We start from the raw sequence: 20464 nt of genomic DNA, 5'->3' as shown, positions 1-20464 counted from the left end.
CAGTCGCGTTTCTCTCGGCGTCCGGCCCATGCAGGTCATGCTCGCCCAGCCACCACTGGGTGGGATCAAAGGGATACATAGGTAACGCGATACGTGACGGCGGCGATGCCCACAGCCGTTGCCAGTTGATGTTGACGCTGGCGCGCCAAATTTTTTGCAATGCCTGCGACCAAACCGCACTTTCACTTTGTGCTTCATCGCGCCGGGGCAACGTGCGTACTGCCGTGGTAGCCCCTGCCGACTTAAGTTGCGCGGCCAGCGCCGTAAGTGTCGACCCTGGACCAACCTCGATAAACAACGTTTTGCCTCGCTGCGGAATTTGCTGCAACGCAAGGTGATAGGCCACAGGTTCTCGGGCATGACGAGCCCAATAACGCGCATCCATTTCCGACAAGCTAATCTCCGAGCCAAGCAGTGCGGAAATATAACGTGCAGCAGGTGCGCTCTCGTTTGGCTCCGGCGCGATAGCTGCCAAATCGTTTAGCGCCGGATCCATCAGGGCCGAATGGAAGGCATGGGAAACGGCCAAGGCTTTGCAACGAATACCTTCTGCGCGCAGTGCCTGTTCACAGGCACTGACTGCGGTTTGACTGCCCGAGAGCACACAACCGTTTTCGCTGTTTGCCGCCGCCAGTGAAATATCCGCATTGAGCCAGGGTTGGCACTGCTGAGCACTCAACTCCACGGCTAACATCATGCCCGGCGCAAGCGATGCCATCAGCCGCCCACGTTGGGCCGCAAATACCAACGCAGCCTCTGAAGAAAAGGCACCTGCGGCCCATGCGGCGGCAATTTCGCCGAGGCTGTGCCCCAGTACCCAATCGGGTTTAATGTCGTAATGCATCAACAGTTCGGCCAAGGCAATTTCAACCGCTATCAATGCCGGTTGCGTAACGGCAGTGTTATTGATGGTTTCCGGTGCCGCCTCGCCGTTAAACAGGCTGGAGATGTCCAGCCCCGCATGCTGATTGAGGATGCGCAGCTTTTCGGCCATCAGATCACGGAATACCGCATCTTGCGTCATCAATTCTCTGGCCATACCGATAAACTGGCTGCCCTGACCGGGGAACTGGAAAACCACGTTGAGACGCCCTTTACCGATATCTGCAACGTTTTCTTTCACGCTCAATATGCCCTCTTCATCGATTTGCAGCGTGCCGCGGTAGCGCAAAGACTTTCTGCCACTCTGCGCACTCCATGCCAGTTGAACACTGTCAGCCGCAGCCGGAAGCTGCAGGTAACGTTTGACCAAACGGTGCCAGGCCTGTTCGGACTGCGCACTGATCGGCACCACGTTGGCCATCAGTGACGAACTGGCTTCACGCCGCCTGGTCCTTTGTGGTGGTCGAGTCAGTATCACGTGCGCATTGGTTCCGCCAATGCCGAAGGCACTGACGCCAATGGCATGACGCCTGTCGTTTGCTGACCAGGGTTGCGCTGAGCCAAGAAATTCAAATGGGCTAACATTCAGCGGGATCGCCGGATTTGCGCGAGAAAAATTTATTTGTGGCGTGATCCACCCATGGCGGATTTGCAGCGCTGCCTTAATCAGCCCTGCCATCCCCGCACAGGTTTCCAAATGACCGACATTGGCTTTTACTGCACCGATTGCGCAAAAACCTCGTTGGTCAGTCCGTTCACGGAAAACGGTATTAAGTGCTTCAAACTCAATAGGATCGCCGGCCAGCGTTCCTGTGCCATGAGCTTCGATGGCGCGAAAATCCTCCGGTTCCAGACGCGCATCGTCCATCGCCTGCCTTAACAGACGTTGCTGACCGTGCAGACTGGTGGTGGTGAAACTGACTTTACGCGCGCCGTCATTATTCATCGCCACCCCCTGAATCACGGCGATAATTTCATCGCCGTCCGTCAGCGCGTCCTGCAGGCGCTTTAGGACCACCACGGCAACGCCGCTGCCGAATACCGTACCGCTGGCGTCCGCAGCAAAAGGCCGGCAATGGCCATCGGTTGAAAACACCATGCCTTGCTGGGAAAAGTAGCCTTCCCTTTGCGGGATCCGCAGCGTGCAGGCACCGGCCAATGCCAAACGGCAACGCCCACTTCGCAACGCCTGAACGGCCTCGTAAACCGCCACCAGTGAAGTGGCACAGGCAGCTTGCACATTGCACACCGGCCCCCGATGCCCAGATGCCAGGCCACTCGACTGGTGAGGTAATCTTTGTCGCAGGCAATTTGCTGCTCGAATGCAGAAGGGTCCAACTGCTGAAACAGTGCCGATTGCTGCGCCTGACGTAAATAATCGGAGCTGCTGCAGCCGGCAAACAGCCCGGTATCGACAAGATCCCCTGGCGTCACGCCGGCATCTTCGAGTGCGTGCCATGCGCATTCCAGAAACAAGCGATGCTGCGGATCCATCAGTAACGCCTCGCGAGCGCTCAGGCCAAAGAAACCCGCGTCAAAGCGAGTCACATCACCAGACAAGGGGGCCGCGACGGGCACGTATTGCCCGTTATCAGCGGCAATATCCACCTTATCGACCCGAACCAATGACTCAACGCCATTGATCAGGTTATGCCACCAGCTATCGATATCTTCGGCCCCAGGAAAACGACAGGCCATGCCCACCAAGGCAACCTGCTGTTCAGGGTTGTTCACCTGCTGCATAGCATCCTCCCGGTTAGAAACGTAATGCGCTGATATCCCAGCGAGGTTCACGTTCATCCAGCAGATCGGCACAAATCTGTCCCATCAACGGGGTGAACTTGAATGCCCAACCGCCCGCCGAAACCACCAGGTTTTCGCCCCCGTGGCAACGGCCCCGAGCACTGTCGAGATAAAACTGACGTGAGGGATTGCTGGGCAGGACAGCCAAACAACTTGACGCCGAGTGTTGACGATCGGGCTCCAGGAAGGGCATATGACGACGGGCAAACTCCAGCGCCCGTTCCACATGGTGTGGGTTGGCTTGGTAACTCGGTGCGTTTTCCTCGGTTATAGGATCCACTTCAAAATCCGTGCCAAGCCGGTCTAGCCCATTGATCGACCAAGGGTTGGGCGGGAAACCGTAGAACAGATTGGTGTCGCTCTCAACCGGAGCCTGGAAGGCAAACCAAAACGGGTCATTGGTTTCCAATCGTTGGCTACGCAACATGCTGATGCATGCCATTTCGAAGGTAGACAGTGCCAGTTCAATATCCAATTGTTGCAGCAGCTTTTTGCTTCCGGGACCACTGGCGACTAACACCTTGCGAGCGCGGTAGCGCTGTTGAGATGTCAGCACCGTAACGCCGCTGGCATCGGGTTCGATGGTATTAACCCCTTGCTGGAACTGAAACGTCACCCCGGCCTCGCTGGCCAGTGAGTACAGAGTCGTCAGCGTGCTTTTGACATCGATGACACCCCCATCCCGCTGCAAAAAGCCTTCGTAGTTACTGTCCAAACCGGTAAAACCGTACCGACGCTCAATCTCTGCCATGGTCAGCCGCTCATACGGCAGATTCATATCATTCATCGAGGTCATGGTTTGGCGGATCTGCCCTTCATTGGTCCAGACATCTGCATCACCAAACCACAAACTTCCCACGCGATGGATCAACTTTCTGTCGGCTTGATGCTCCAACTGCCGCCATAATTTGTCAGCCTCTAGCGTGAGACGGAATATTTCCAGTTCCGAGTATTGCAAGCGCCAGTGGCGTTCCTCCCCGCTGGTGCCGGCCAATTGCGTCAGCAGTGGATGTTGATCCAGCACCAGGACTTTCTGATCGCGGTGATCACGAGCATAATTCCAGGCCGTGGAAAGGCCTATTGGTCCGGCACCGATAATAATGACATCCCATTGGACAGACGTGTGCATACCTACCCCTTGCAATAGAGATTATTTAAATAGGGTGAATGTTATTTTTTAATTAAGCTTTTTATTTGGTCGATAGGCAAAAGCACTATCAACGTCAGGTATTTTTCTCGCGGGATATCCTGGTATATCTGTCGAACACCGATTTTCCCCATGACATCGCCACTGACACCTGCGGCAAACAGAGATTGCCATTGCCCTGCCCAGATAGCGCTGGAATTCCAGATGCCAGAGGTTTCAATTCTTCCTAACGGCGTTTCCGCAGTTTCGTGATACCAAGATACCACGCTGCCATCCGCCAATGAGGCTATTTTCCAACCGCTTCCGGTCATAGTGCCCAGATCACGCCCTTCCTCATCAAATAATTGGTCGGTGTGCGAATTGGCATCACCAACATTAGGGCCGCTCTTTGTTTTTGCATTGAAGGTTATATTTGCCATTTCTATGGCAGATATTACCGTCACATTGTTATATCCCTCATTTTTTTGCAGCGCGAGTTCAATATCCGCAGGTTTATTGCCGCTGAGTATTTTTTGACGAACTTGATCGCCGATCGTAATTAACTCGGACAATACATTATTATTGCCCTGTATAATTTCCATTATGTAATCCTTGGCTAAAGGTAAGACATCGTTGTTACGCGGTTAACGCCTCGCTTTGTTTAAACCACTCGCGTCCTTTTTCTCTTTCAACGTCGCTGCCTGCATCGGCGAACAACGTGACGACCTGCTGTCCCCGCTCCAGAGTCATCGCCAGTTTCCACGCCGTTTTCCAGTTAGCCGCGGAAGAGGCACCGATCTTGACGCCGGTGAGTTGGAAAAACTCATGCATTGCACATAAGGCTTCGCGGTAGGAAACCTGATTAAATGGCGGCTCTTGTGGCATCAGCTTGCTGATAAAAGGTTGGCGGAATCCGAAACCCAGGCCGCCAGCACCGGCAAATTTTGCTTCGCCATTAGGGGCAGAAAGTGTGCCATACGGCAGTTCTTGCGGGGTGCTTCCCCAGACAACCAGTTGAGGGTTGTCCTGGCGCAGTGCCGCTGCTACCCCTGATAAGGTTCCCCCTGTCCCCACCGCAGAAACCCAGCCGTCGGCATGCGTACCATTGAGTTGACGACGAATTTCTGCTCCGGTCTGGTACTGATGCATGGCGGTATTGACCAGATTAAGATGCTGCGACAAAAGCGTCCAACTGCTATCGTCGTGCGCAATCTGCTGGCTGCGGGCAATGACACCGAGCAGAAATTGATTACGATCCACCAAAGTGACAATGGCATTATCCCCTTCCAGCGTTTCGATCAGCGCTTGCGGCGAAGAGTCGGGAATGACCACCTGCACGGCAATGCCGCACATATCACCCAGTTTTGCCAACGCCTTCGCCATGTTGCCGCCCGAAGAGTCGAGTAATTTCAGTTCACCCCGGCTGAAATCATGCTGGTTGATGGCATCGCAAAATAACCCGAACGCCGTGCGATCCTTAACGGAACCAAAGGGATTTTTAAACTCGAACTTGGCGAGAATTGTCGCTTTGCCTTCGGGCGACGGCACCGGGGTCAGTGGCGTATTTCCCAACCCGGCGTAGAATTTCTTCAGTTGCGGAAACAGGGTAAAGGCTTTCTCTGTGTCCGGTGCACAATCCTGTGGATTAAACAGCTCAAAATTCATCAGATGTTCCTTCAAGACCATAACGTTAACAAAGGGCCAGCACGTTACTGCATTAGCTGACGTAAAAAAGCGGCGCTATCTTGCATAAAATAAAAGTGGTCGCCAGGGAAAAATCTCACTTGGCTGCCGGGGAGATCTTCTTGCCATTGCAACAGTGATAAGGCGTTAACCAGCGGATCCTGATCGCCGCCAAAAATGCGCGGACTGAGACCGGGTAAGGGTTTGGCAGCCAATTTTCCCAGTAATTGTAAATCCTGCAGGATCAGTCCGGTGACCATGGGCCGGGTGATGTCGTCGAGCACCAGAGAACCGCTGCGTTCACTGAAGGTCCCGATGCTTTCCAATACGGCCAGACGTTGCTGCTCATGCTGTAAGCTCTGGAGTTCAGAGGGGACACGCTGCGCCGACAGTACCGTCTCGAAATGAAAGCGCGAGCCAGCTAATGCCCCAGCGACCTGCATAGCCAGCAAAGCCCCCATGCTATGGCCAAAGATCACCATGGGCGCGATACCCAGTGATGAGCGTAAATCGTGACTGCAGGCCTCAATCGCCTGGGTAGCCGTGGTCCAAAACGGTACATTCTGGGCCTCTTCCCGCCCGGGATATTGCACAACAAACAGGTCTGTCTCGTCCGGCAACAGATCGCGCCAATGCTGATAAAAAGAGGTCCCCCGCCGGCATGCGGAAAAACCACCAGCTGTTTCGTTACCGGCGTGGTGAGTGGACGGCTGAGTCTGAGCACGCAGCCGTTGCTTTGGCGTAATAGCGTCATGAGTTCAGTCCCGCGGTTTTCTCCGAACTGGCAAGGTGAGTTTGGCGTAGCATCTCTCGCAGCGTCAGGCGATCGATTTTACCGATGCCTTTCATCGGGATCGATTCGACTATCAGCAACTTTTCAGGCGCTTTGAATGCGGCTAACCCTGCTTGCTCAAAGAAACGTCTTAACGCACCCAATGTCAGCGAGTGGTCGGGATGGGCGACGGTAACAAACAGGCAGGGCACTTCGCCATACAGCGCATCGTCCATGCCTACGCAAGCCGCCCGTATCACCGCCGGATGTTGCTCGGCCAATTCTTCTATCTCATTGGGGCAGAATTTCTCTCCCCCCCGGTTGATAGCATCATTGACCCGACCGTCAATAAAAACGTTACCCGCCTGATCAACGTGTGCCAGGTCACCGGTGCGGTAAAAACCATCGTGGGTAAAAGCGGTGCGATTGGCCTGTGGGTTTTGGTAATACTCGGTTAACGTGTAGGGGCCGCGGGTGATCAGTTCTCCTGACTGTCCCACCGGCAACGTATGGCCATATTCATCAACAATCAGCACCTCATCATGCGGACTGAGTGGCCGTCCCTGTGAAGTGAAACGAAGTTCGTCTTCATCGGAAATCGCGTTAAAGCACAGCAGTCCTTCACTCATGCCGTAACATTGCTGCAAGGTGATGCCGAGGATACTCGATGAAGATGCCGCCAGCTCTTGCGTAACTCGGGCACCGCCGACCTGGACATGCCACAGCGAAGTCATATTGTAAGGAGAGCGTTGTTGCAACTCACTCCATTGCGTCAGCAAGGCCGGCACCAGCGTGGTGTGCGTAACGCCACAGCGTTCAATGACCTCCAGCGCGGTTTCCGCTGACGGCATATCGGCGAGTGCCACCGCGCCGCCCCGCGAGAGCGTGCCCAGGATGCCGGGACAGTTGATAACGAAACCATGGGATACCGGCATAGCCGCGAAATACACTGAGTGGTTGTTCAAAACGAACACATCGCAACCGCACTCAATCATGTAGCTATATCCGCCGTTTTTACGGGCAATTGCCTTGGGTAATCCGGTAGTACCGCTTGAAAGTAACATGATTGCCGTGTCATCTGCAGACAAGGCAACGGCGTGGAGCTCGGGAGCCGGCGTCAAAGGGGCACAGAAATTTTGCAAATTGAGATAACGTGAGTCATGGTCGGTGTGCTCGTAATCCTCAACCAGCACAACATCGATATTCAGACCTTCATCAAACAAATACTGCAAGGTAGCCAGGGGATTGTAGCGACGGTTGCCGCGCTGTAGAGCGAATACTTTGGGTGCGGTTAAATGCAAAATGTGCCGCAGTTCTTTTTCTCGGTAAGAGGGTAATATGGGGACGGGGATGGCACCTCTCATCAGCGTAGCAAGCAAGATGATCACGGCTTCACGGGTGTTACGCAATTGGTAGGCCACCCGATCGCCCTTCTCTACGCCCAACTGCTGCATGCGCATTGCCGCAGAGGCAACGGCATTCTTCAGCCAACCGTAGTGGTAAACATCCCCATTTTCAAACAGGGCAGGACGTTGGGTATTTTGTTGCAGGGAACGCAACAAACGCTGATTGATCGAATCCTCAACACTAACCATAGCGACTCCATAATGAGTTAACTAACTGTTCGATTGGTATCTTCCACAATCGCAATTCGCTAAGTACACAGCCTGTAAGCACCTCGTCAGACGATGCTCCCACTCCTGCACTGACTCACAATGAAAACTAAAATGGACTCACAGCATTTTGTTTTTTTTCTGCCCGCCATCAAACACTACGACCGACCGTCAGTCAATTAGTTTGACGTTAATTATTTATGGAATTTATGTTTCCTACTCTCGACAGGCGTAATAACTCCCATTGAATCAACCCTATGCTGACTACTCAAAAATGAAATTTGCTTATGCCATTTCAGCAATAAGCTCATCTAATGAATAGTCGCGTGCACCCCATAATGAGAGCGTCGCGCTGCAGCGATTTTTGAGCTGCGTTTGCAGAGCAACGGTTTCAGCAGAAGTTAACGCCAGGTCCTGCCGCAATTGCCAACTTCCGTCTGCCTGCTGCAGGACATCTTCAGGGACACCAATCTCCGCCAACAGGGATAGCAAACCTTCAAAAGTGATCATGATGTTATCCAATAGCTAAATAGTATTGATAATTATTCATATTGACCGTCAGTCGGTCAATGAGTATTTTATCGCTACCCTGATTGCCTGCGCCCCACCGTCGCTGTCATCGATCAACGTCATTCACTAAGGTATAGGTCTTGATAAACATAAATGGATTCCGATCACGCCGTGGCTGCGTTTGGACGCTGGCGCTGGGATTGTCACCGTTCGCGGTTTCAGCCGCTGCTGAAGAATCAGTTTTGGTGACGGCCAACGACCAGGCGTCGGATGCCTCCCTGCCGGGGTATGCCGTCAAGCAGGTTGAGGTGGCGACAAAGACGCGCTCGCCGCTGACAGTCGTGCCGCAGTTCGTGTCGGCAGTTAATCGCCAACAGATGGACGTACAGTCCGCCGGGACCGTCAGCCAAGCACTTCGCTACAGTGCCGGTGTCTCAGTAGAGCGCTTCGGCGCCTTTTCCAGCGGCGTCGACTTCGGCAGAATACGCGGCTTTGAAGCAGATTATTATCTCGATGGATTGCGCGTAATTGGCAACACTGGGATTTGGGGTCCACAGATTGAGGCCTGGGGGCTGCAAAGCGTTGAAGTCCTGCATGGTCCATCGTCCACGCTCTACGGCCAGGGCGGCGCGGGTGGCGTAATTAATATGGTTTCCAGACGCCCTTCTGCCCTCGCGTCTAACCAACTGAAGCTCGATATAGGCAACTATCGCACCCGTTCACTTAGCCTGGACTCTACCGGCTCGTTAACCGATAACGAGCAATGGCTATACCGTTTTGATGGGTTGGCCGTGACCCGCGGTTCGCAAATCGAAGACACCAAGCAGGAGCGTCTCTATCTGGCGCCCTCAATCACCTGGCAGCCAAACGATCGCACCAGTTGGACCTTGCTGACGCATTATTTGCGTGAACCTAAATCAGGTTATTACAACACGTTGCCGGCTCAGGTCTTGGGGTTATTACCCAATCCTCGCGGAAAAATTGATACCGACAAGAATTATAGCGATCCGGCTCATGAGCATTCTACACGTACCCAGTACGACGTGACTTCTCTGTTTGAACTTCAATTGAACGATAGCTGGCGGTTAAAACAAAACCTGCGCTACTCCCATGTCGATTCTGCAGTCAGACGCGACTTTACGCGGGCTATCACGGCGGACGAACGCAGTTTGACGGCAGTTTATCAAGACTCCCCCAGTCAGGCGGACAGTCTGGCGCTGGATAATCAAGCCATCGCTCAATTTTCTACCGGGGAGTTAGGCCATCAGCTGTTGACGGGTGTCGATTATCAAACCGGTAAGTTCGATAAAGATCTGTGGGTTTCACAAACCGTCACTTTTGATCCCTGGTCCAGTCATTATCGACCTTCATTTGATCCCGTGCCGTCTTCTGAAACCTCAACCACGCAGCGTTTTAACCGGGTCGGTATCTACAGCCAGGATGAAATGCAGTGGCACGGTTGGCATTTGCTGTTGGGCGGGCGTCATGATTGGTCGCAAATGCGCACTAACAATAATTTGACCAGCACCCGGACACAAACCAATGACACTGCCTGGAGTTACCGCGCCGGGCTAAGTTATCCTTTGGAAAACGGTCTGGCACCTTGGATCAGCACATCGACCGCATTCGACCCGCTCACCGGTACCGACGCCAACGGGGCGCCGTTCAAACCCACCCACTCGACACAATATGAGACCGGGATAAAATTCCAGCCGCCTGGCAGCGCCATGATGACCAGCCTGGCGGTGTATCAATTGACCCAACGCGATGTGAACACCATCGATCCGTTGAATCCCAGCTACTACACCCAAACCGGAGAAGTGCGTTCGCGCGGCGTGGAGCTGGAGTCGCGAGCGGCCTTAACCGACAACCTAAACCTGATGCTTGCTTATGCCTGGGTGAATAATGTCGTGACTTCCGCAACCGATAACACATTGGGCCGTCATCCGGTCGGTGTGCCCGCCCAAACCGGTTCTCTGTGGCTAGATTATCGTTTTAACAAAGGACCGTTGCAGGGGTTGCTGGTCGGCGCAGGGACACGCTATCTGGGTTCCAGCTGGGCCGATGGTGCCAATAGCTTTAAAGTCCCCGCGACCTGGCTTGGCGACCTCTCCGTACGCTATACGCCGGGTGCCTGGGATCCCCGCTTGTACAATCTGGAGCTGGGCCTGACGGTCAACAACCTGACTAATAAATCCTATGTCGCCAGCTGCACCAGCGCGCCTTATTGCAGTATCGGCATAGAACGCACCATTGTTGGCTCCGTCAGTTGGTATTTTTAATGCGCAGGCGTCATTTTATTCAGACGGCGGCCGCGCTGGCGTTACTTTCCCCACTGCAGTCATTGCGTGCGCAGGCAGACAGCCAGGTAGTTACCGACATTGCCGGCCGCCAGGTTATTTTGCGTTATCCGTTGAAACGTATTTTTTTAGCGGAAGGCAATTTATTTTATACCGTGGCGGCGTTGAATCCTGCCTCGCCCGCCGAAAAACTGGTTGGGTGGCGTGATAATTTCCGCACCGCCGATCTGGACAGCTATCACCTTTATTGCCGTCATTTCCCGGAATTGGCTGAACTCCCGGCGTTTTCCGGCGTGCAACAGATGCAATTCAACCTGGAAAGGTTAATTGCTCTGCGTCCGGAAGTGATGATCCTCAACCTGAATACCCGGCGGACGATAGAGGCCAACGGGCTGATGAGCAGGATAACGGCGGCAGGGATCCCGGTGGTGTTTGTCGATATGAGCATCGGCCTGATGAGCAACAGCGCCAAAAGCCTGGCCATTATGGGACAACTGTTCGACAGCCCGCTTCGCGCCGCCAGCCTGATCCGCTTTCGTCAACAACATCTCGATCATATTACCGAGACGCTGGCGCGACATGCGCCCCCACGTCCGCGGATAATGATGGAGCGCGCTGCGGGATTGTATGACGACTGTTGTTTGTCTTGGGGCAAAGGGAATTACGGAGAAATGGTGGATATCGCAGGCGGCTATAATTTGGCCGAAGCGTATATTCATGGCGTCTATGGTTCGCTCAGTCAGGAAACGGTGATCGCTTCCCGTCCCGATAAAATCGTAGTGACCGGCAGCAACTGGAGCCAATATTCGCCGAATGGCGATTGGGTTAACCTGGGGCCTGGTGCAGATCAGACGTTGGCAAGGCGGCAACTGCGAAAATTAATGCAACGACCTGCCTATCGTACTCTGGCGGCGGCACAACATGGCAAAGCCTATGCCATCTGGCATCCGTTTTACGATCATCCGTTCAATTTTGTCGCCATCGAACGATTGGCAAAATGGTTCCACCCCTCGTTGTTTAACGAGGTTGACCCCGAAACGACCTTTGCGAAGCTGTTTGAGCGTTATCTCCCGGTTCCCTATCAACCCGGTTACTGGGTATCGCTGGATCTTTCCGGGAGCGTGGCTAACGACAGCCCAGTAAACGCATAAACTCTTTCGCCAATGCCGCGCCCAAGACGTTACGATCGGCATCGGGGCAGACCATGGCGTTGTCCACCGCACCATGCATGCCGTGATACATTAAAATCGCCGTCAGGTGCGGATTCTCCAATTGCCAGGCTCCGGCTGCGGCACCTTCGTTCAAAATCGTCAGGATTTGTTCCAGCACGGCATCACGATCCTGATTGCCCCGGGTGTGATAATGATGATCGTGATACAACGCGTCATGCAACTCCATGCCTTCCAGGTAAGTTGCCACACCGGCATCACACCAGGCACGTAAACGCGCGAGCCAGTCATCTTGTGGGCATTCGTCAATGGCTTGCTGAATTTGCTCAATAAAATGAGTGGTGAAACGGATACGCAATGCGGACAACATTTCGTTTTTGGACGGAAAGTAATGGTAAAAAGTCCCTTTGGCAACCTGCGCATCACGTACGATGTCGCTGATTGTGGTTGCTTCAAAACCTTTTTCAATAAACAGCTTTTGCGCCGCATCCATCAGCTCATCCAAACGCACTTCCGCAGGTTTGGTTCGCGGCTGCGATTCTTTCATTTTTTCTTTTGTTTTCATCTTCACGTCCACTTATAGCCCAGGGGCCATCCTAACCAATGTTGCCTCCATTGACCAGATGACCCGCGGCAGTGAAATCAATAATAACACTCAATTGACCGACGGTCAGTCATAATATAAGGTGAGAATAGTTTTCACTATCATCATCGATGACTCAAGGAGCCACTCTATGTCCGGTATGCGCAGGATCTCGCTGGTCGCCGCCATTTGTCTGGGAACCTTTATGGCTTCGCTGGATATCAGCATTGTTAACGTCGCTTTGCCCACTATGCAGGAGTCGTTGCAGACTGATATGTCGGGTTTGCAATTGGTGGTTGACGCTTATGCACTCTGTCTTTCCGCGCTGATACTCTCCTCCGGTCCCTTGGGGGATCGTTTTGGGCGTAAACGTATTTGGTTGTATGGGGTAGCCTTGTTTATCCTTGGCTCTATCCTTTGTGCCTTCGCTACCAGCCTAAGCGTCTTGCTGGCCGGTCGGGTGATTCAGGGGATTGCCGGCGCTGCCGTCATCCCCGGCGCACTGTCTCTGCTGACGCATGCGTTCCCTGAAGAACAGCAGCGCACGCGAGCGATCGGTATCTGGTCATCGGTCAATGCCCTTTCCCTGGTGATCGGCCCAGTACTCGGTGGCGTACTGGTTCATACCACAGGTTGGCCGGGCATTTTCTGGATTAATATCCCGGTGGGGATCGTAGCGCTGGTACTGGGCAGTTGGGGGATCAGGGAGAGCGCGCATCCGGAGCATGCCGCTCTCGATCCACTCGGCCAGGGGTTAAGCATTCTTTGGCTTGGCGCCTTGACCTACGGCCTGATCGCCGCCGGAGAGCATGGCTGGCAAAGTATGCTGTCGCGTCTCCCTTTGTATGCCGCGCTAGCGCTATTCGTCCTGTTCATCTGGGTGGAAACTCAGGTTAAACGCCCCCTGCTGCAATTGAGTCTGTTTCGCAAAGCCGACTTCACTGGCTATAACTTTGCTTCTTTCGTCCTCGGCTTTTCATCTTACAGCAGCGTCTTCTTTGTCTCGCTTTTTCTGCAGCAGGCTCAAGGGTGGAGCCCTGCCGCCACCGGTTGGCGCATGGCACCGGAGTTTCTTGCCATGGCGCTGGCGGCCTCCTGTTTTGGCCGGCTTTCTGCCCGACTCAGCGTCAACTCATTGATGATCGCCGGTTACGGCCTAATCGGCATCGCCTTGTTGCTGCTCACGCAGTTACAGGCGAATTCTCATTACGCCATCGTCGCGTTTTATTTGGCTTTGCTTGGTCTGGGTATGGGGTTGGCGATGCCAGCCACAAGCGCGTTGGTTATGCGCACCGTCGAGCCACAGCGTTCAGGTATGGCCTCGGCCACCATGAATGCGCTGCGCCAAACGGGGATGACTCTGGGTATTGCCCTATTGGGCACATTGATGAGCATGAAAGCGGTGAGCTCTTTGACCCTCGTCTTGCAATCGCAAGGCGTTGAGCATCCCTCAGCGATCGCCCGGGCGGCCATTATTGAACAGCAGCAAACTGCGAACACGCCGTTGAGCGCGGACCGCCTGTTGGATTTAACCCATAACGCCTTTGCCGGTGGTTTTGGCGTGGCGATGCTATGGGCCGGTTTACTCAGCATTGCCATGACCGTCTGGCTACTGATCATGCTTCATCCGCGTTTTCGTGTGCATGCCCCATCTCAGCCGGCCGCACTGAGCAAACCCCAAGAATAATTTGAGCGAGGATAAATGATGCGAACACAACCCGATCCGATCGAAGAACTGATCGCTTTTGCCTCACAGGTAGATGCCTGCATGGTGCCCCCATCGGTGTTGGCGTTTCAGTGCAAACGCCTGATGGATAACCTGGGGTGTCTTGCCGCCGGCTTCGAACAGAGCGGCGTTGATGCCGCTTTGACCCTGGCAAGGCGTTGGAGTGGCTGCCATGAAGCACGGCTGATTGGCTGCGAAGAACGGCTTGCGGCGCCGCAGGCGGCGTTCGTCAATGCGGTGCGCGCCAGAGCACTCGACTACTGTGACGTGCTGTCGCCCGGTTGGCACCCCAGTTCTTCTGACGTGCCGGTGGCACTGGCGGCAGCGGAGCTTTCTGGCGCATCTGGATTGGAGACTTTGGCCGCACTGGCCGTAGGGCAGGATTTTGCGCAACGCATCAATCTTGCGGCTCAGGCTAACGGCTTTTTCTATCGTGGCTTCGATTCCAATATCCTGGGCTTGTTTTCCGGCGTCGTGATCGCTTCTCGTCTGCTGCGCCTCGATCGTCAGGCCTTTACCGACGCCGTTGGGTTGGCATTTGACTTTGGTATCGGGACTTTCCAGCATTATCAGGATAAAACGCTGGCGGTACGCATCGGCCAAGGATTGGTGGCGCGACATGCTCTGGAAGCGGCTATGTTGGCACAAGCCGGCATCAGTGGCCCCAAGCGGGTGCTGAGCGGAGAAAACGGTTTTTTTAATCTGTATGCGCCAGGAGAACCCGATCTGCACCCTTTGACTCATCAGTTGGGCGTGTCATTTCTAGGCGAAGAGGCAACCTGTTTTAAACTCTACCCCCATTGCAGCATTTTGCTGGCGCTGACAGAGACGCTGTTGAATGCCGGCCCGCACCGGCAATTAGCCGATCCCGGCCAGGCAAAAATCATTTTGCACGCCTCGCCTACCATGCGTATGGTCTGCGGTGCGGAGTATGAACCGCAAAAAACGGCGGAAATCGACGCGCAATTCAGCGCGCGTTACGTGATAGCCAATGCATTATTGCGTGGGTGCGCCAGTGCGCGTGAATTCAGCGCCGAATACGCTACCGAACCCGCCGTCGTCGCGCTGGCACAACGCATCGAAGTGCATGAGCGCCCCACGTTCGACCGTTTCGACCGCTTTGAACTTCATATCACCCCCGACCGAGGCGAGACATTGAAGCTGGCGGCGGAGTTTGGCCGCGGCTGGCCGGAAAATCCCGCAGACATGCAGGATATTCGCGCTAAGTTCCTTCGTTGCTGTTCACAGTCTCCTTGCCGTGGATTACGTGACAATGCCCGGCATCTCATGACATGTATCGAGAACCTGGCCGAAGCCCCGTCATTGGACGAGTTATTGGCTACAAGCTGTAATTCTGTTGACGCAGAATAGCATTAGCATCACAGCCAAGTTTCCTGCGCAGCCGGCAGGGGGTCTATCAGGGCGGTTAACCGCCCCGTTTACAACTCAGTCCGCAATCTGCAGAACAATTTTCTCTATATGATCGCCGCGTTCCATCATGGCGTGCGCCAGCGGGGCATCCTCAAGCCGGAAAACCTGATGAATGACCGGACGACACTGACCCGCAGCCAACAGCGGCCAAACGTACTGGCGAAGTTCAGCAGCAATGTGCGCCTTTTCCTGCGGTGTTCTTGCCCGCATGGTCGAGCCGGTAACGGTCGCGCGCTTAAGCGCCATCGCCTGCAGATCGACGCCGTCCGCGATGGCTCCGCCAAGAAAACCTATCACCACCAGGCGGCCATCGCGTGCTAACGCTGTCAGATTCGGTTTGATGTAAGACGCGCCCATGATGTCGAGAATAATATCGACACCGCGCCCTTGCGTCTGGTTGAGGATGGCGGACGCAAAATCATGGGTGCGATAATTAATCGGCTTTCCCCAAGGGAGGTTATGGCAGCACATTTCGACTCGGAGCCTGCGGTGGCGAAACACTCTATTGCGAACGCTTCGCACAACATCAGCGCGGTGGTTCCGATACCACTGGTGCCGCCGTGGACGAGTACGCTGTCCCCCCGTTTGGCGTTAGCCATTTGGAACAGATTAGCCCATACGGTAAAGAACGTTTCGGGTATCGCGGCAGCCTCGATAACGCTTATTCCTGCCGGAATCGGCAAGCATTGCGTCGAGGGCAACAAAGCGTATTCCGCGTACCCCCCGCCATTGGTCAGTCCGCATACCTTGTCGCCGATTGAAAACCCAGTGACGTTGTCACCAAAAGCCACAATGCTGCCGGCAACTTCCAGGCCAGGCACCGGAGTGACGCCGTCGGGCATAGGGTAATTCCCCTGCCGCTGTATAACATCCGGACGGTTTACGCCTGCGGCGGCAACTTTCACCAGGATCTCATCAGGGCCAGGCTGCGGCAGCGACGCCTTGCGTAGCCTGAGTACTTCAGGTCCGCCAGGCGTGGTTATTTCAATCTCATTCATATATTCAGGCAATGACATCGTTTTCTCGTCGTCAGATTTCTATTTCACCCTTGCGGATCGCTATTCTTATCGCCTGGGCGGTCGTGGCCGCCCCCAGACGCAGGCGTATCCGGCGCAGATGGTTCTCCACGGTGCGCTCGGAAAGCCCAAGCGTGGCGGCGATATCAGCCTGCCGACGCCCGGCAGCCGTCCAGGCCAGGACTTCGCGCTCACGTTCGGACAACTTGCCAATCATCCCATCTGCAGGCGCTTCTAACCGCCGGCGCGCGGAGAAAAACGCCGCCGTACCCACCAGTGACATCGCCAGCCTAACTTGCGCGGAAGCCTCTATGTGCTCGCCGCCCAGGCTGATGGCCCCCTCCAGCCCCAGCGGGCCAAATACCGGGATCTGCAAACCATGGATCCCCGGCCCGCGTGGGATGCGGACGACCTGATACAGTTCCCCTTTCTCCGCGCTGATTTTGCTCCAGAAAAAGGGATCGCCGCCCAGCAGCATATGTCGCGTCACCGGGCAGTGGCGCACGTAAGTTACTGCGTCCACGCTTTCACCGTTGCCGAACCAGTCGCCTTCGACCCAGTAAATATGTTCGACCAGCTCTTCTGTCGTTGCGGAGGCCGAGAACAGGACGAAACGGTCAAAACCGTAGGGTTTGGCGAAGGTTCGAACCCGATCCTGGATTACCGATAGTGAACCGCTCTCCTCTATGGCGAGAGCGGTTGAAAAGGCATCCTGGGCAATGGGGTTGCTCATCGCGCCGCAACGTCGGCAAGCAATGTCTCTGCGGCCAACTTGCCGAGATTGTTGGAGGCCAACGGGCTGTCGCCGGTCAACAAACGACGGTCTTTATGGACTTTCCCCGTGATGTCGCTATTGAGGATCTTGACGCCCAGCTCGCGAAGGCGTTCGCCGACCAGCCAGGGTATTGGGCCCGGAATATAACCGATATCGATATTGGCGCCGGTATCCAGCGAGTCCGGGAAAACACAGATTTCGTAACCGCGGTACAAGAAGTCTTCCTTGTCCTCACCCAAGCCCGCCGCCAACAATCCGGCAGGCCCGTGGCACAGTGAAATCACGTAACGATCGTTGTCATGGGCCCAGAACAGCGCTTTTTTCACGTCTTCGCTGAAGGGAATGTCGTTAAGGACGCCGTGGCCGCCCGGGATAAAGACGCCGATATAATTACCCGCATCCAAATCTTTCACCACCTCAGTCAGCTTTTTCGGTTGCTTGAGCTGATGGCGATATTTCTCATAGGTGGCCTTGACCGCCGCATCCTCACCAGGGAATGCCCACATCTCAAGCTTTACCGGGTCGCCTGATGGTGTTGCAACGTCGATTTCGAACCCGGCAAGATCCATGTGGTGCATGGGCAATAACATCTCCACAGGATGGTTCCCGGTAGAGAAAAACTTTCCGTTTTGCATCATCAGATAGCGTTCCTGAGACGCAATCATCAACACCTTCCACTTGCCGCCTTTATAAGGTGCAGGATAGTGGGCGCCGTCAAAATCCGTCTTTGCCGACGTGTATTTACTCAAAGAGTAAGGTGACGGAAAGAACGCATTTTCTTCAGCGGCGTCAGGGGCGGGATTACGATCTTCGGATGGTAAGTTAGTCATGATGATCTCCTTGTGTGCGATTTGCATTGCAGCTTTAGCTTAGGTAACTCAGCCTAAAGCCGCAATGAGGGATATCCCTCATTGGCTGCCCCTAACCCCTGCGGCGCTTCACTTAACCAAAATCCCCCATTTCTTCATGCGTGAAAGCAGCGTGGTGCGTTTCAGCCCCAGGCGCTGAGCGGCACCGCGCGGGCCGGCTACCACGCCGTTGGTTTCCTTCAGCACCCTGATAATCTGCTGGCGCTCATCCTCCCCGGGCTGGCTGAGCTCCGCTTTGGCAACCGGGAGCGCCATCGAAGGCACCGGGTATTGCAGCTCCGGCAGTTGCAGGTTCAGCACCGTACCACGCGTCAGCAGTACCGCACGTTCGATGACATTCTCGAGCTCGCGCACGTTTCCCGGCCAGGGCATTTGGCTCAGCAGGCGCAAGGTTTCCGCCGGGATGCTGTCGATGGTACGCTTCATTCGGCGCGCAATTTTGTAGGTCAAAAACTTCACTAACTGCGGGATGTCTTCCGGGCGTTCACGTAAAGGTGGAATGACGATCGGGAAGACGTTAAGCCGGTAAAACAGGTCGCTGCGAAACTCGCGGTCGGCCACCATCTGTTGCAAATCCCGGTTGGTCGCGGCAATCAGGCGCACGTCTACCGAAATCACCTTGTTACCGCCAACGCGTTCGAACTCCCTTTCCTGCAAAACCCGCAGTAATTTCGGTTGCAGCTCGACGGGGATTTCGCCCACTTCATCCAGGAACAGCGTTCCCTTGTCCGCCAGTTCAAAACGCCCCATTCGCTGATTGGTCGCCCCGGTAAATGCCCCTTTTTCATGGCCAAACAGATCGCTTTCCAGCAATCCGGCCGGCATTACCGCGCAGTTCATTTTCACCATGCGCTGATCGCGTCGTTCGCTGAGGTTGTGAATGGCGCGGGCTATCAGCTCTTTACCGGTGCCGGTTTCGCCGAGGATCAGTACCGAACAGTCGCTTTTCGCTACCATTTCTACCTGTTTGAGCACCGCGGACATTACCACGCTGCGGCCGACAATCTCGCCGAAGTCCGGGTTATTGCCGTTAATCTGCTCGGTCAGATACAGGTTCTCATGCACCAGGCTCTCTTTGAGCCGGTTAATTTCCTGATAGGCCAGCGCGTTATCCACGGCGATCGCGATACGCTCGGCGATTTGCTGCAGCACCCGCAGGTTGGCTGCGTTGAAGTTGTCCGGCTGACATTGCGCCAGCTTGAGTACGCCCAGGGTTTTGTTGCCGAAAACCAACGGCAGTACGCACAGCGTTTGAATTTGCTCATGCCAAAGATCGAACAGTTGGCGCTCATAGGCCGCCAGCCGGTCGGAGTGCTTCAGATTCAACAGCAGCATTTCACCGCTTTGCATCACCTGTTCTGACAAGGTGCCCGCCAGCGCCACGCTGTACTGTTGACGCTCAACCACGTCATCCTGCAAATAGTGGGTGGAATAAATGGTGACCTGCTCGGTTTTATCAACGCAAAGCACAATGCTGATCGCATCGATTTTGAAGAAACGGTGAATTTCCTTTGAGATCTCACCGATCAAATCATCCAAGTCGAGCTTCGACAGCACCGCGTTGGTCACGTCGACCAAAATACGATAGTCATCTCGCTCATGACGCAATTGCCGTTGACGGAGTTCCGCCTCCTCCCGCAGCTGGAGCTGCTCTGCCGCCAATGCCACCAACTCCATCAGTGTCTGCAACTGCACCAGGCTGGCGTCGGCGAATGGCGACGAGTGACAACGTAACACTTCACAACCGCCTATCAGGGTACCACCTGCATGCAGCGGCATCAGGCAATACTGATTAAAGGGTAAATACAGCGCCAGAGCCCCGATTTGCGGATAGCGCGCGTGCAGATCATCGCTCTGCCAGCGCTGTGGCAGCGGGCTTTGCCGCAGCCGACTTACCGGGCCATTTGCCAGCAGGGTCTCATCCTGATAGCTCACCGGCTGTCGATGCGCATCCAGGCCATAAAAGCTGACCCGTTCGCTGTCAGTGTCAAACAGCACCAGCGTGACCTGATCCGCCAATCGCAGGCGTTGCAGTATCTGACGCAGTTGCAGCAACAGATCGGTGAAACTGCGCTGGCTCAGCAGCGTGCGGGTAATTTCCAGTAGTTCTTGTTTTTCTAATTGTGCATTCGACATTGTTTATCACTTGCCTGAGTCGCGATGAAGATTTGTGAGTCACATCGCAAAGTGTAACGCTGGGCCGCGA

General features: G+C 54.7%; 14 protein-coding genes and 2 pseudogenes. 4 read left to right on the top strand and 12 right to left on the bottom strand.

Going from position 1 to position 20464, the window contains the following annotated elements; translation table 11 throughout:
• Window positions 1-265: 265 nt before the first annotated feature.
• The 7 genes and pseudogenes from EBA31_RS12820 to EBA31_RS12790 all read right to left on the bottom strand — a co-directional run.
• Window positions 266-2580, bottom strand: a pseudogene (locus EBA31_RS12820) (type I polyketide synthase); the annotation flags it as partial.
• 58 nt (window positions 2581-2638) lie between these two features.
• Window positions 2639-3814: an FAD-binding oxidoreductase gene (locus EBA31_RS12815; RefSeq protein WP_122079358.1), complete on the bottom strand. Its 1176-nt coding sequence runs from the start codon at window positions 3812-3814 to the stop codon at window positions 2639-2641.
• Between the two features lie 41 nt (window positions 3815-3855).
• A complete protein-coding gene (locus EBA31_RS12810) occupies window positions 3856-4413 on the bottom strand; it encodes a hypothetical protein (RefSeq protein ID WP_122079357.1) in 558 nt (185 codons plus the stop codon).
• A 34-nt stretch (window positions 4414-4447) separates the two neighbouring features.
• Window positions 4448-5476 carry a pyridoxal-phosphate dependent enzyme gene (locus EBA31_RS12805; RefSeq protein ID WP_122079356.1) on the bottom strand — a complete coding sequence of 343 codons (1029 nt, stop codon included), beginning with the start codon at window positions 5474-5476 and terminating at the stop codon, window positions 4448-4450.
• Between the two features lie 44 nt (window positions 5477-5520).
• Window positions 5521-6114 (bottom strand): thioesterase II family protein, encoded by a 594-nt coding sequence (locus tag EBA31_RS12800; RefSeq protein WP_238387456.1) that lies wholly within the window; start codon window positions 6112-6114, stop codon window positions 5521-5523.
• Window positions 6115-6244: 130 nt separating this feature from the next.
• Window positions 6245-7861, bottom strand: coding sequence for an AMP-binding protein (locus EBA31_RS12795; protein WP_122079355.1), 1617 nt, complete (start codon window positions 7859-7861; stop codon window positions 6245-6247).
• 303 nt (window positions 7862-8164) lie between these two features.
• Complete coding sequence (locus EBA31_RS12790; RefSeq protein WP_220496941.1) at window positions 8165-8389, bottom strand: hypothetical protein; 225 nt, start codon at window positions 8387-8389, stop codon at window positions 8165-8167.
• Window positions 8390-8634: 245 nt separating this feature from the next.
• Here EBA31_RS12790 and EBA31_RS12785 point away from each other — a divergent pair, with 245 nt between their 5' ends.
• Window positions 8635-10671 (top strand): TonB-dependent siderophore receptor, encoded by a 2037-nt coding sequence (locus tag EBA31_RS12785; protein ID WP_162302890.1) that lies wholly within the window; start codon window positions 8635-8637, stop codon window positions 10669-10671.
• Entirely contained in the window at window positions 10671-11840 is a 1170-nt protein-coding gene (locus EBA31_RS12780; RefSeq protein ID WP_122079353.1) for an ABC transporter substrate-binding protein, read from the top strand. Before EBA31_RS12785 ends, EBA31_RS12780 begins: the two co-directional genes overlap by 1 nt.
• Here EBA31_RS12780 and EBA31_RS12775 read toward each other — a convergent pair.
• The gene (locus EBA31_RS12775) at window positions 11815-12423 is read right to left on the bottom strand and encodes a TetR/AcrR family transcriptional regulator (RefSeq protein ID WP_122080621.1); all 609 of its coding nucleotides are present in this window, start codon (window positions 12421-12423) and stop codon (window positions 11815-11817) included. The genes EBA31_RS12780 and EBA31_RS12775 overlap by 26 nt on opposite strands.
• 169 nt (window positions 12424-12592) lie before the next feature.
• Between EBA31_RS12775 and EBA31_RS12770 the strand changes: the two genes are divergently transcribed.
• Both EBA31_RS12770 and EBA31_RS12765 read left to right on the top strand, forming a co-directional pair.
• The gene (locus tag EBA31_RS12770) at window positions 12593-14128 is read left to right on the top strand and encodes an MFS transporter (RefSeq protein WP_122079352.1); all 1536 of its coding nucleotides are present in this window, start codon (window positions 12593-12595) and stop codon (window positions 14126-14128) included.
• Window positions 14129-14143: 15 nt separating this feature from the next.
• Entirely contained in the window at window positions 14144-15538 is a 1395-nt protein-coding gene (locus tag EBA31_RS12765; RefSeq protein WP_122079351.1) for an MmgE/PrpD family protein, read from the top strand.
• Window positions 15539-15613: 75 nt separating this feature from the next.
• Here the strand turns inward: EBA31_RS12765 and EBA31_RS12760 are convergent.
• The 4 genes and pseudogenes from EBA31_RS12760 to flhA form a co-directional block, all read right to left on the bottom strand.
• Window positions 15614-16596: pseudogene (locus tag EBA31_RS12760) on the bottom strand (NAD(P)H-quinone oxidoreductase).
• 31 nt (window positions 16597-16627) lie between these two features.
• Entirely contained in the window at window positions 16628-17347 is a 720-nt protein-coding gene (locus EBA31_RS12755; protein ID WP_122079350.1) for a PA1136 family autoinducer-binding transcriptional regulator, read from the bottom strand.
• Window positions 17344-18219: a glyoxalase III HchA gene (gene hchA, locus EBA31_RS12750; RefSeq protein ID WP_122079349.1), complete on the bottom strand. Its 876-nt coding sequence runs from the start codon at window positions 18217-18219 to the stop codon at window positions 17344-17346. Before hchA ends, EBA31_RS12755 begins: the two co-directional genes overlap by 4 nt.
• Before the next feature lie 108 nt (window positions 18220-18327).
• Window positions 18328-20394, bottom strand: a complete 2067-nt coding sequence (gene flhA, locus EBA31_RS12745; RefSeq protein WP_122079348.1) for a formate hydrogenlyase transcriptional activator FlhA — start codon at window positions 20392-20394, stop codon at window positions 18328-18330.
• Window positions 20395-20464: the final 70 nt, after the last annotated feature.

Source organism: Serratia sp. P2ACOL2 (assembly GCF_003691565.1).
Lineage (GTDB): Bacteria > Pseudomonadota > Gammaproteobacteria > Enterobacterales > Enterobacteriaceae > Serratia > Serratia liquefaciens.
The sequence above is the reverse complement of the archived record's forward strand: the minus strand, read 5'-3'. Positions and strand labels throughout refer to the sequence as shown.

What these genes read in the sequence shown, in the direction of transcription:
- EBA31_RS12795 (WP_122079355.1), bottom strand. Translation starts at nt 7,861, where the DNA reads ATGGTTAGTGTTGAGGATTCGATCAATCAGCGTTTGTTGCGTTCCCTG.
- EBA31_RS12815 (WP_122079358.1), bottom strand. Translation starts at nt 3,814, where the DNA reads ATGCACACGTCTGTCCAATGGGATGTCATTATTATCGGTGCCGGACCA.
- hchA (WP_122079349.1), bottom strand. Translation starts at nt 18,219, where the DNA reads ATGACTAACTTACCATCCGAAGATCGTAATCCCGCCCCTGACGCCGCT.
- EBA31_RS12755 (WP_122079350.1), bottom strand. Translation starts at nt 17,347, where the DNA reads ATGAGCAACCCCATTGCCCAGGATGCCTTTTCAACCGCTCTCGCCATA.
- EBA31_RS12805 (WP_122079356.1), bottom strand. Translation starts at nt 5,476, where the DNA reads ATGAATTTTGAGCTGTTTAATCCACAGGATTGTGCACCGGACACAGAG.
- EBA31_RS12765 (WP_122079351.1), top strand. Translation starts at nt 14,144, where the DNA reads ATGATGCGAACACAACCCGATCCGATCGAAGAACTGATCGCTTTTGCC.
- EBA31_RS12770 (WP_122079352.1), top strand. Translation starts at nt 12,593, where the DNA reads ATGTCCGGTATGCGCAGGATCTCGCTGGTCGCCGCCATTTGTCTGGGA.
- EBA31_RS12775 (WP_122080621.1), bottom strand. Translation starts at nt 12,423, where the DNA reads ATGAAAACAAAAGAAAAAATGAAAGAATCGCAGCCGCGAACCAAACCT.
- EBA31_RS12790 (WP_220496941.1), bottom strand. Translation starts at nt 8,389, where the DNA reads ATGATCACTTTTGAAGGTTTGCTATCCCTGTTGGCGGAGATTGGTGTC.
- flhA (WP_122079348.1), bottom strand. Translation starts at nt 20,394, where the DNA reads ATGTCGAATGCACAATTAGAAAAACAAGAACTACTGGAAATTACCCGC.
- EBA31_RS12780 (WP_122079353.1), top strand. Translation starts at nt 10,671, where the DNA reads ATGCGCAGGCGTCATTTTATTCAGACGGCGGCCGCGCTGGCGTTACTT.
- EBA31_RS12810 (WP_122079357.1), bottom strand. Translation starts at nt 4,413, where the DNA reads ATGGAAATTATACAGGGCAATAATAATGTATTGTCCGAGTTAATTACG.